The sequence below is a fragment of the Nostoc sp. XA010 genome, assembly GCF_020829625.1.
Lineage (GTDB): Bacteria > Cyanobacteriota > Cyanobacteriia > Cyanobacteriales > Nostocaceae > Nostoc.
Genome location: NZ_JAIVFX010000018.1, coordinates 1 through 12,307 on the forward strand (window position 1 = coordinate 1; position 12,307 = coordinate 12,307).

Annotated in this window: 10 protein-coding genes; all 10 read left to right on the forward strand. The window is 40.3% G+C overall.

The window, feature by feature from the left end; all coding sequences use genetic code 11:
* Positions 1 to 283 precede the first annotated feature (283 nt).
* The 10 genes from LC608_RS22950 (at position 284) to LC608_RS22995 (ending at position 12,235) form a co-directional block, all read left to right on the forward strand.
* The gene (locus LC608_RS22950; RefSeq protein WP_229555741.1) at positions 284 to 622 is read left to right on the forward strand and encodes a hypothetical protein; all 339 of its coding nucleotides are present in this window, start codon (positions 284 to 286) and stop codon (positions 620 to 622) included.
* Positions 623 to 658: 36 nt separating this feature from the next.
* The gene (locus tag LC608_RS22955; RefSeq protein ID WP_229555742.1) at positions 659 to 3,478 is read left to right on the forward strand and encodes a hypothetical protein; all 2,820 of its coding nucleotides are present in this window, start codon (positions 659 to 661) and stop codon (positions 3,476 to 3,478) included.
* Positions 3,479 to 4,189, forward strand: a complete 711-nt coding sequence (locus LC608_RS22960; RefSeq protein ID WP_229555744.1) for a hypothetical protein — start codon at positions 3,479 to 3,481, stop codon at positions 4,187 to 4,189.
* A gap of 6 nt (positions 4,190 to 4,195) precedes the next feature.
* Positions 4,196 to 5,416 carry a hypothetical protein gene (locus LC608_RS22965; RefSeq protein ID WP_229555745.1) on the forward strand — a complete coding sequence of 407 codons (1,221 nt, stop codon included), beginning with the start codon at positions 4,196 to 4,198 and terminating at the stop codon, positions 5,414 to 5,416.
* 5 nt (positions 5,417 to 5,421) lie between these two features.
* The gene (locus LC608_RS22970) at positions 5,422 to 6,216 is read left to right on the forward strand and encodes a hypothetical protein (RefSeq protein ID WP_229555746.1); all 795 of its coding nucleotides are present in this window, start codon (positions 5,422 to 5,424) and stop codon (positions 6,214 to 6,216) included.
* Positions 6,213 to 7,778 (forward strand): TrbI/VirB10 family protein, encoded by a 1,566-nt coding sequence (locus tag LC608_RS22975; protein WP_229555748.1) that lies wholly within the window; start codon positions 6,213 to 6,215, stop codon positions 7,776 to 7,778. The genes LC608_RS22970 and LC608_RS22975 overlap by 4 nt, the downstream gene beginning before the upstream one ends.
* Positions 7,775 to 8,530: a hypothetical protein gene (locus LC608_RS22980; RefSeq protein ID WP_229555750.1), complete on the forward strand. Its 756-nt coding sequence runs from the start codon at positions 7,775 to 7,777 to the stop codon at positions 8,528 to 8,530. The genes LC608_RS22975 and LC608_RS22980 overlap by 4 nt, the downstream gene beginning before the upstream one ends.
* Positions 8,527 to 9,732, forward strand: a complete 1,206-nt coding sequence (locus LC608_RS22985) for a hypothetical protein (RefSeq protein WP_229555751.1) — start codon at positions 8,527 to 8,529, stop codon at positions 9,730 to 9,732. Before LC608_RS22980 ends, LC608_RS22985 begins: the two co-directional genes overlap by 4 nt.
* Before the next feature lie 236 nt (positions 9,733 to 9,968).
* Complete coding sequence (locus LC608_RS22990; RefSeq protein WP_229555752.1) at positions 9,969 to 11,741, forward strand: type IV secretory system conjugative DNA transfer family protein; 1,773 nt, start codon at positions 9,969 to 9,971, stop codon at positions 11,739 to 11,741.
* A gap of 5 nt (positions 11,742 to 11,746) precedes the next feature.
* Positions 11,747 to 12,235: a relaxase/mobilization nuclease domain-containing protein gene (locus tag LC608_RS22995; protein ID WP_229555753.1), complete on the forward strand. Its 489-nt coding sequence runs from the start codon at positions 11,747 to 11,749 to the stop codon at positions 12,233 to 12,235.
* Positions 12,236 to 12,307: the final 72 nt, after the last annotated feature.

Genomic DNA, 12,307 nt, shown 5'->3' on the forward strand with positions numbered 1-12,307 from the left:
GGAACGATGAAGATTGGCAGACACTAGCAAGAACTCCATTAATCATAGTTATGGCAGTTTTCGTTGGAGATTTAATTACTGGTTTGATTGTTCAGTAAAAAAGCTTTTTGGGTTATCAGTTATTGATGAAGAAGGCAGGAGGCAGTTCTTGCTGAGGGCAGGAGGTAAAGAAAAAAATAAGAACAAAAGGGAAAGAGAAAAGACTTATAGAATTTTCTTCCTCCAGCAAGAACTGCCCCCTAACTCCTGCCTTCATTGATAACTCTCTGTTAAATCAATAAATATGTCAAATAAACATGATTTTCGGACAGTAAATCGGATTTTAGGAGAAAGACCAAGACTAGGGCCATTCCCTGCCGATCAAATATTTGCCTGGACATTAATAGCAGTAGTCAATGTTTTTCTGTTCAATTATCTACTGAAAACAAGTTGGTTGGGTACAGGATTAAGTATTGCTTGGGGATGGGCAACATGGTGGACAATTTCTACAAATAAAGACTTTTTCGGTAAGTTCGTCAGCGTCCCTCGGATTAGTAGGGGATATATGAGATTTCAGTCAATACAACAGAAGTCGGAAGTCGGAAGTCCGGAAGTCGGAAGTCAGAAGAGAAATAAGTTCTAAGTTCTGAGTTTTAGTGAGATTTCAGTTATTAATATTATGCCAAAATCTTCTAATCAGGTTAAAGATAAATTAGGTAAAGTCGCATTAGAAAAGGAGCAGATTAGTGTTGTAAAAATGCTCACTCCCTTTGAAGATATTATCCATTTAGCGGGCATTTGTGACCTCAACTTAGGAGGTAGACAGGGCGTAGGCGCATTAATTCTCAAAAAAGGTGAAAATATTCAAATCAAATTCTGCTTTGATTGTTTAGGAATTCATCCGAATTTAGAATCATCGCAAATGCTGCCTATCTTTGAGGGCATAGAAGCGGGGTTAAAAGAAATTCCCGAAGGGGAAAACTTAACAATACATTTAGGTTCTTTTACGTCTGATTATCACCGACAAGAAGAACTGTCCAAGCTAGAGAGTAATTGTCAGATTGACCAATTAAAATTGTTAATACGTAGTGAAAGATTAAGGACTAAAAAACTAACCCAAAGTGGAGCGAGGAAGAATAAGTTTTTGAGACTCTGGTGTACTTACACTGTTATTGATGACGATGAACGGTCTAAGGATTTTATAGAATCTCTGATTAGAAAATTAGAAAAGGGCTGGTTTCGCTTTACAGGTGAAATTCACGCCCATAACAATACTAGAATTGAAAATATTCTGCAAAATTCATTTAACGATGGATTTTTACAGTGGTCAGCTATCCTGGACAACAAGATGAAGTTGGGGATTAGGGTTTTAAGTGCTGAAGAAATTTGGTCAACAATTTGGCAACAGCTTAATTGCTCTACTCCTCCGGCAATCCCTAATCCATTAAAAATTGACCCAATAGATGGAATAGTAGAAACTCAGACGAGCGATTTTCACATCCGCCACCAGATGTTAGAGAATGAGGAGTCTGTGCCATTCTTTGATAGAAAATGGGTAAAACTACAAAATAAATATATTGGGGCGCTCAACTTCAGCCAAAAGCCAGGGGGGTGGTATGACGAACAAGCCCAACTGCGATATCTATGGGAATTAATCTCTAGAGATAGTATTTATGATACAGAAATTATTTGTCAGGTAACAAAGGCAAATCAAACTATCTCTAAAACAAATCTTCAACGCATTACCAAGCAATCAATTACCAGCACTTCTTTATCTACAGAGAAAGGCAATATTGATGTCAAATCGGGGATGAATATTGAAGAAGCGGTAGAGGCGCAGAAGACAATATATAAAGGTAGTGTAGTAGTGCATACCGCAGTTGCTTTTCTCGTCCACCGCCCAACCCCACGGGAATTAGACGAAGCTTGCCGATATCTTGCCAGCTATTTCTTGCGTCCGGCGGTAGTTGACCGGGAGATTGAATACGCCTGGAAGACATGGTTGCAGTGTTGCCCATTTGTTTGGGAGCCGTTGTTAACCAAGCCTTTTAACCGCCGACTGCCATATTTTAGTTCGGAAGCACCAGGGCTGATGCCATTGATCAGGACTGCTACAGGCGATCGCAGTGGGTTTGAGTTAATTGCAGAAGAAGGCGGCACACCAGTACATTTAGACTTGTACCAAAACCACAAGAATTTGGCAGTCTTCGGCGCAACTCGTTCAGGTAAATCTGTGCTGGTGGCAGGTATTCTTACCCCGGCACTTGCACAAGATATTCCGGTAGTGGCACTAGACTATCCCAAGCCAGACGGGACATCCACTTTCACCGACTACACCAATCTGCTGGGTGAAGATGGGGCATACTTTGACATCTCCAAAGAATCAAACAATCTTTTTGAACTTCCTGATTTACGCTCTCTGGATGCAGAACTGAGAAATGAGCGATTGAACGATTTTAAGGAATTTCTCAAATCAGTGCTGATGACAATGGTGATGGGGACGAGCATGATTGGTGTCAGCCCAACGATTACCACCAATATTGAGTCAATCATTGCTTTAGCTTTAAAAACATTTTTTAATGATGATGAAATTAAATCACGCTACAAGTCAGCAATACATTTTGGATTTGGGACTCAATATTGGAACGAGACTCCGACACTCAAAGATTTTTATAATTTTTGTTCTCCAGCTTTCATACAATTAGATTCTATTGCTAGTAAGAGTCAAGAGATTTCCGAAGCCTTACAGCAAATCAGGCTGAGAATAAATTATTGGTTGAGTACCAGGGTAGGACAATCAATCTCACGCCCATCCAGTTTTAGAACTAATGCCAAATTGTTAGTATTCGCTTTACGTAATTTATCGAGTGAAGCTGATGCTGCCATACTCGCTCTTAGTGCCTATGCTGCGGCATTACGTCGTGCATTATCATCAAAAGCTTCGATCTTCTTCCTTGATGAAGCGCCAATCTTATTCCAATTTGATGCTATCGCCTCGTTAATTGGGCGATTGTGTGCCAATGGAGCTAAGTCTGGTATCCGCGTCATCATCTCTGCCCAAGAACCAGAGACTATATATCAGAGCGCATCTGCACAGAAGATATTTGCCAATATCACTACACGTTTAGTAGGCAGGATTCAATCATCAGCCGTTGACCCGTTTATTGTTCGCTTTAAATATCCTATTGAAATCATCAGGGTCAACAGTACAGAAGCTTTTTATCCCAAAAAGTCGGGGATTTACTCACAATGGTTGCTTGATGATAACGGCAAACTCACATTCTGTCGCTATTATCCTGCCTACTGTTTATTAGCCTCAGTTGCTAATAATCCAAACGAACAAGAATTACGCAGTTTGTTTCTCAAGCACTATCAAGATAATCCTCTACTTGGGTTAGTCAAATTTAGTGAGGATTATATCAGAATGATTCGGGGGGAAGAGTTATCAGAATTAGCGAAGAATTTACTTTCAAAATCACATACAAGACAGGTAGCTTAAATGAAAAAGCGGACAATTGGGGTAATACTTTCTGCTACAGTTGGCAGTTTCTTTATTGCTGCACCTAGCTATGGCATCAGCATCAAAGATTTTTTTAGTTCTATCGTATCGGATCTTCAAGGAGAAGTTTCGGAAATTCAAGCATGGGCTAAGGGTGAGATTAACAGTGCTTGGGGTGACATCAAAGAAAATGCTAATGCGGCAATTGATAGTTCTATTGGACAATTGGGTGCGCCTGACCCAATTGCTTCGGCTGAACAATTGAAAAATACGCTCAAGGATGATTATTCTTATCCTGTCGCCCAAGAAAAAGCACAGAAGCTAGAGCGTGAACTGACGCTTGGTTCGATTGCCAGCGTGATTGGAAAAAAAGGACAGCAGCAAACTCAAGAAAAAATTGATACTACTGCACAAATCGCTCAACTTGCAAAAGGTATTGCTGATGAGGCGCAGAATATGGACGCTTCTCAGAATGTTCTCAAAGCGATCGCGTCTCAGAACGGCTTAATTGTGTCAATGTTGGCACAGCAGCGTACTGATTCTTTATTAGCCCGACAGGACAATGCTTACTCTAACTTGATGCTAACGCAAGTAGCGGAGCATCTTGATTCCCAAAGGCAAAAGGAGAACTCCCAAGAAGATGGCAGATTGTCTCTAGTACATGAAGTCGTACTTAATGCACGGTTAAATGCGACATCTGCTGACGACTAAAGGTTTATGAAGAAGAATTCAGAACTCAGGAGCGGAGCAGGAGTTGCTCCGCCAAGGCGTCAGAATTCAGCATTAATTCTGTACGAGTGGTTGATAAATATTGGTCAAAAAAGGATATTAACTATGTACTATTTATTAGCCAAACTAGATGGTGGCGATTTAGCTGATTTAGCAAAAGAAAATTCAGCTTCAGTAGCGAAAGGATTTGACGAATTGTGGGTTAATACTCTTGATGGAGGCGTATACTGGGCAGTTTGTGACGTTGGTGCTTTATTCGCTATAGCAACACTAACTTTCTTTGTCGTTGAATGGACAAAAAAAATGATGGCGGGGGAAGAACAAAGAGCTTATACTGATTTTGTTTGGCCGTTAATAGTAATTGTTTTACTATCTAATAACGGAAAAGCTTTAGGTAATTCAACATTAGGAATTAGAAACTATATTAATAATGTAAACAATATAGTTATTAGTAAAGCGGCGGCAGGAACTGATCTTAAGAAAGCATACGAAAGTGCATTAGGCACTGAAGCTGCACGTAGCGCTATCGGACTAGCTGTTAGTAAGTGCAAAAATTCATCCTTAAGTCAACAAGAGCAGATTAACTGTTTAACAAAAGCGAAGGAAGATTTAACGAAGACATATCCCGATAAATTTAATAAAAATAATGGGGTATTTTCTTGGTTTATCGATGCGATTGATGGCGCTATCGATTCTTACAAGGACGTAGCTCAAGGAAAAGCTACAGTTACAGATGTAATTATGTCTCCCATTAATGCTTTTGTTGGGTCTGCTGTTACTGACATAGTTACGATAATTTTAGTCGGAATGAATGGGGCTTACCAATGGGGAATTGAACTGACTATGCTCGTAACAGCACTGCTGGGGCCTATAGCTGTTGGTGGTTCTCTACTACCTTACGGAGCTAAATCAATCTACAGTTGGTTAGTCGGATATTTCAGTATAGGTTTTGGCAAGCTTTGCTTCAATATCATTGTTGGTTTCGCCGGGCAATTAGTCGCTGATTCTAAATCTTATCAGCCAATGTTCTTTCTATTTACAATTGGTATAATTGCGCCATTCTTAGCTACAGGTTTAGCAGCTGGTGGTGGCATTTCTGTTTTACTTCAAATTAATAAAGCTGCTGAAACTTATAGTTCAATTGCCATTGAGGTTGCTAAAGGTGTTGCTACTAAAGGTGGTAGTTTAGTCGGAAAATTAGCTAAATAAAACCTATGCTGAATCATAAAAAAGCCTCTCCTGCTAAGAAAGAGCCATTACAATTACTCAGATACAACAAATATGTGACAACTAGAGTAGGAATAATCTCTTTAGTTGGGTTTTCAATGGCGGGATTTTCCCTCTTATTGCAATTCCTCAATTATGGGGCAATCAGCATCCTAAATCAAAAGCAATTAGCCCTGGTACAATTATCATCAGGTGAGACGATTTCCGCTAGAGCAGTAGACCCTCAAAAACGCTCTGATGAAGTAATTAGAAAGTTTATTTCTGATACCTTCATTAAGATGTTTAATTGGGATGGAATAGTACAAGCTTTCAATGATAAAGGTGAGCCGATAACTAAGCAAGATACTGGGGTAGAAGTAGGCAAGATTAATAATAAATCTAATAGCCGAGTCACAAGTAAAGCTTATGATGCTGCCTTTGCGTTGAGTGAAAATGGAGGATTTAGAGCCGCATTTCTGAAAAAATTAGCCTCAATTACTCCGACGAGCATATTTAATGGTGATACGCAAGTATCTTTAATCCCTAGATTTATTTCACAGCCACGGCAACTTAGAGATGGTCAATGGGAAATAGATTTTATTGGGACGCTGGTAACTTTTGAACGTAGTGATAATTCCGGCAAAGGAATTACTTTTAATAAAACCATTACACTTTCATCAATTTCTAATCCAGAGTATATCCCAGCTAATACTAGCGGATTAGCTAAAAAAATCTATGCCGCCCGGAGAGCCGGATTAGAAATTACGGAAATTGTCGATTTAGATTTGGGCAAAAGAAAATGAGTGAAGAGAATAATAAAAATGGGTCTGTATCGACTTTAGAGGATTTGCTTAAAATAGATGATGCTAATAAAACTAATGGTAATAAAACACCAGAACCGGAAAGTTTATTAGTACCGACTAAGCACACATTTGTCACTTCTCCTTGGTCAAGACTAGCAATAATTGCTATCCCTTTTGGAGTTGGATTTTTAGCGATATTTTTGATGCTCAATGGTGTTTTCAATCCCGCACCAGCACCAAAGATTACTCTGAAAACGCAGGAAATACCCACCACTGAACAAGCCCAAGAAAGCGATGAGGGAGACGGTGATGCGCGTGCAAAACTAGCTCTGTCGGATCAAGAAGATGAGTTAGGTCGCATTAACAAAAATAAATTTGACCAACCAGCGCCAGTACCAGTTTCAGTAGACCAAAAGGTTGTGCCGTCTAGCCCACCATCTCCACGACTTGCGCCACGTCTTGTTCAAAATACACAACCACATCGCGTAACTCAGACTGCACCACAACCGATTAGAACCTACACTCCGCCACCAACACGCACGAGTTTTTCTCCAAGACCATCTATAGCAGCACGGGCAGTAACGCCCCAAGATCCCCTTGAGCAATTGAACAAACTTCGTACCATCGGTTCTTATGGCAAAATCGCCTACACCGAAACTAGCACCAGTAAACAATCTTCATTAGATCCATATCTTGCTCAAGCTCAAGCTCAAGCAATTCAAAATCAACCGAATGAACAAACCGATACAAATAATTTTGACCAGACCACGCCGCAAAACTCAAGCGACTCGATTGAAAAGATCCGCCCCAGGTGGCAAGCAACTTCTAAAGTTAACAAGATTACTTTAGCTAACAATTATTTACCTCAAGAAAGCCAAATTCTCCAAGGGAAACAAACTCGTTATTTGACAGTTGGCTCATTTGCTAGTGGTGTGATTGTTACCCCATTAGTTCAAACCACAGTTAATAGTTCAGGACAAGGAAAGACACAAACACCAACCTCTAATAACACTAAGTCTATTGCTAGGCTGCAAGAGGATTTACGCGATAACTATGGTCAAGTGGCAATCCCTTCGGGTACTTTATTGACAGTCGAGTTAGCTTCGGTTGATGGCGGCAGTTACGCTGTCGCTTATGTCAGAGCGATCATCAAAGATAATACAGAATATCCGATTTCTGCGGGTGCGATTTCCGTGACAGGAGTTGGTGGTAAACCCCTAATAGCTCGGAGATTTCAAGACAGGGGTGGCGAGATTGCACGAAATGACTTGTTTGGCGGTGCTGTGTCTGCATTGGGGAAGGTTGGAGAGATTATGAACCAACCGGATAGTGAAGAAGAAATTCTAGATGAATCCACAGGCAGGATTCGCACACGTAGTAGTGGCAATCAGCGCAATCTTACTGGTGCGTTAATGTCAGGTTTTTTTGGTCAAGTTAGCCAAAATCTTAGTCAACGCAATCAACGTGCTACTAAAGAAATTACTTCTCGCCCTAATACTTGGTTTATTCCACAGGGAACCAAAGTTACCTTTAATGTAAATCGCTCTTTGGAGTTGCCATGAAAAGCGTAATTAATACAGTTACAAGCGGCACTCTAGCGTTGGCGATTGCGCTGACTCCAATATCCACAATTGCCGCCCCAGTTGTCCGTACCATCTTTCAATCAATGGCTAGTGGGACGCAGGCCAAACTACAAACTATCAACGTCTGGAATGGTCACGGTGTAGCAATTTCTTTCTATGAAATTGGCGAAACTATCAAAAAAGTCTGGTTAGATGATCCGTCGCAAATTCTGCTTGACACAGACGGTTGCTTAGAGGGACTGGATCAGAATTGCTCTAGCCCCGGTGCAGGGCTGATTCATCTGCGGCGGATCAAGAAAGTAAACATTCCCGGAATCCCGCAAACATCGGCAACTCTATTAACAGTAATTACGCAGTCATCCTCTGGTGAGCGTAAAGTTTACAGCTTTCGGTTAGCAACAAGTAATGGCACTCCTAAATATAGTCAAGTGGCGATCAAGGCTGATGTGGCACGAGAACAAACAGCGCCGAAACCTCAATTGCAATCATTAGTTAAAACACAGCAAACAATTAACCAAATTCGAGGCGGTATTGTTGTAGCTATTAAAAGTGGATGGATGAATCAGCAAGATGAACTACATCAACGATTGCAAAAGTTAACCAGTTTTTTACAAGCAGGTGATGACATTTCTACTGCTGCTAATAAGGCTTCTGTCTCTCAAGAGTTAGTTAATAAATTAATCGCTTTGAGTAATAGCTCTGATAATTTAACACAAGGTAATGGTTTATGAAATCATCTTTACGACCCAATGATAACGCCTTACGTTACTTCATTTTTTTGGGTTTAGTAGGTAGCTTATTGATTCATAGTTTTATAAAATATGGGCTATTGAACTCTTTTGTAGGCTTTTTGCTGCCCAAGGCTTCAGCACAAGTACCCGTTATCAATTCCCCTAATGGGTTTACTCCTGATTGGTCACGTTTGAAATTTAGCGACATGATTATTTCTCTTAGTGGCAGTGTTACCTATCCGGGTTCAAGAGGTGGTACAGAAACTAGAACCTGGACGGCAGGACAAAGCATTAGCAAGTTCATGGAACTAGGGGATTTTGAAACACCTCAATTAGCAATAGAAAATTTAAATCTCTCAACCATAGCTTCAGTACAAGGAATCAATTTAAGTGGGTTAACATTAGATGATTTTCAATTAATTCAATGGCAGACTTTACCATCTTTAACCGAAGCGATCCCTGGTTTAGGTAATAGAAATGTCAGAAGTGTTGAACCTGTCAGAGATTTCTTGAGAAGATTTGGAATTACTGGGGGCACAATAGGTAACGCCAGCCGAAATTCTCGTTTACGTGACGTTCCATTAGGAAGAGTAATAAATTTAAAAAATTACTCACTAACATCTATTTCCGACATTGAAAACACATCTATTAATAGATTTGAGAATTGGCAAGACTCCAAAATTAATGGAGTACCTGGATTGTCCACTCTCACCTGGGATAATTTGCCAGGGCTGGAAACACTCGACCTTTCATTCATGGGTAAAGTTGACATTGTACTACGAGACATAGAAGCGAACCGAACTCGCTCAATTTCCGGTAGTTATCAACAAGGGTTTAATGTCGCTTGCCTACAGAATAATTGCGCTCATGCAGAGGTGGCAGGTATCGGCAGGACTACAGGTACTCAATGGATTTCTGGCAAAGTACAGAAGGTAACAGGTGGGAATGGCATCTTGAAAGCACTTAACGATGGGCAAGAACCAACTGGTAGAAATCCTTTTGGTTCGGCATTTAAACAAGTGATTTGGGATATTGATGAAGCAAACGGTTCTATGGAAACTGTTATGTTCTTCCGTATTTGCAAAACTATTCCCTTTGTTGGTCGCACCTGTTCGCCATACTTTATCGGGCCTGTCCCGTTTATCGAATACAAAGAAAAAGACCCGATTATTTTCGGTCAACCCTCAACACTTCCAGATTAACCATCAAGTCGCAAGTGACAAGTCGCAAGTCGCAAGTGAAGAACTTTCATACGGTTCAGTTTAAGTCCCCGGCTTCTATCAAGCCGCAAGTTTTGTGGCTCTTTCTAAATCCCCGTTACAAAACTTACTTGCGACTTGCGACTTGCGACTTGCGACTTTGTTAATGCTTTAGTATTTTTACTTCAAGGGTTTTCGGCTAGAGCAAAACTTGTAGACCTTCGATTTTCAATACCTTTATGAGCAAGTTTTTAGCGACAACTAACACAACTACTAGTCAAAGATTTCGATTTGAGCAATTACAAAATCCTTCAGACGCAATTGGCAAGTACACTCACTCTCTTTTCACCCCCAATGGACTAACAGTTTTGTCCTTACTTGGTGCTTATATTTTGATGAGGGTATTTTTTGGCGATGGTAACAAGAAGAAAATTGCTACCTCTTATTGGGGTGGAGCTAAAGAAACTGCTACTGCTCAGAAAAAAGCCATCTTGCAAATCGTCAATCCCCAATGTGATAGTGCTGCACTTTACATTGGTAAGCATCAGGGAAAAGGTGCTAATACTACTTTTTATATTCCTGATGTGCAACGGGGTACGGCGGTAATCGGCGCTCCCGGTAGTGGTAAAACATTCAGTGCCATTAACCCGATGATTTACTCGGCAATTGATCAGGAATTTCCATGTATAGTTTATGACTTCAAATACCCATCTCAAGCGAAAGTTGCTGCCTACGCCAAATACAAGGGCTATGATGTTCACATCTTTGCACCGGGATTTCCTGAATCTGAAGTTTGCAATCCTTTAGATTTTCTCCGGGATAGTAGTGATGCCGAATCATCCCGACAAATTTCCACTGTTATCAATAAGAATTTTCGACTTTTGGGCAATTCAACTGAAGATGGGTTCTTTGGCCCTTCAGGGGATCAGCTGACTCAGGCAATTCTGATGTTAGCTAAAGAGTTCGGTCAATTCGCAGATGTTATGACTTGCGCCGCGATACTTTCTAGCGAACAAATGGTCAAACGCCTCATGGCTGCTTCTCTCAATCCTTGGGTAAAAATTGCTTTTGGGCAACTGTTCAGTTCTGCTGCATCTGAAAAAACTGTTGCAGGCATTGTTGCTACCGCCAGTATTATGTTTACTCGCTTTATGGCGAAAAACACCTTGGGCTGTTTCATCGGTAAGACAACTTTACCTTTGGAAATTAAAGGTAAGCAGATGATTATCTTTGGGTTGGATAGGGAACGCCGAGATGCAGTAGGGCCTCTCATGACCAGCATTTTACACATGACCATCGCCCGAAATATTGCTTCTAAACGGAAAGATCCACTGATCGTTGCACTGGATGAATTACCTTCAATTTACTTACCTGATTTATATAGATGGCTGAATGAATCTCGTTCTGAGGGCTTCTGCGGTATTATCGGCTTCCAAAATATGGGGCAGCTTGAGAAGAACTACGGTAAAGATATCGCTAAGGCGATCCTGGGGGCTTGCAGCACTAAATTCATCTTTAATCCTGGTGAGAACGAGTCGGCGCAATTGTTTTCCAGCTTCTTAGGTGATGAAGAGATTAAGTACAAGCAAAAAAGCCGTTCTACTGGGGGTAAAAATAATAGCACGAGCATCAGCGACCAAGAGAAAACTAGAAAGCTTTTTGAATCGGCTCAATTTCTCAAACTAATTGCTGGCAAATGTGTTTTTATTAATCCGGCTTATGCCAATAAAAAGGAGGGGTCTGTTCCTTTACTCAAAACTATCAAAATTAATGAGTTGCTCAAAAATATTGATAAATACAATCAACTTAAATGGGCAAGGATTGTCAGTTTATTAGCTAGAAAGAGTACACAGAAATTTCCCTCTGGGCAAGATTTAGCTTTGCGAGTTAAGCAAGTTGATTCACGCTTTCCGCTTCCCGAAAATCCTCAAGCTATTTCTAATAATTCTGGACTAACATTCAAAGAAGTCGGCAGCATGATTAATCAAAACAAATCTGACAGTGGAATTTGATTATTATGAAAATGACTATTGAAGAATTAAAAATTAGCAATTTTGAACTAATTCAAACACTATCTCAAGAAAAGATTTTAGCGAATGGTAGTTTTATTGATATTAGTCTGCCTCCCCTCCAAATTATTCAGGAGTTTAAGACTTTATCTAAAACTAGACGAAAGCTGAGGAATTTGGGCATATATACTATCATCAGCTTAAAAAACACTTACATCCAACTAAACCAAGAATCTTGTCTGAAAATTGTTAACCAATATATTCACGGTATCGGCTGGCATGATTTGCAGTATATCTGTTTTTTAGATGTTCAACCTAGCAATATTTATATTCATATTATTTTTAATCGCATTACACCCCAAGGTAAGCTCATCGATATCAAATGCTTGGGGGCTAACTGGCAACAATATGAGGTTCTGCGCCAATCTTGTTCTCTCATCATCGACAACCCTGTTCATAACAAATATTTGCGGCGATTCTGCAACTGTTGCGGTTAGGGGGTAAGCAAAAATAAATTGAACAAACCTTTTTTGGGGTATCGAAGGTTTGTTCAATTTATTCCAGCGAGG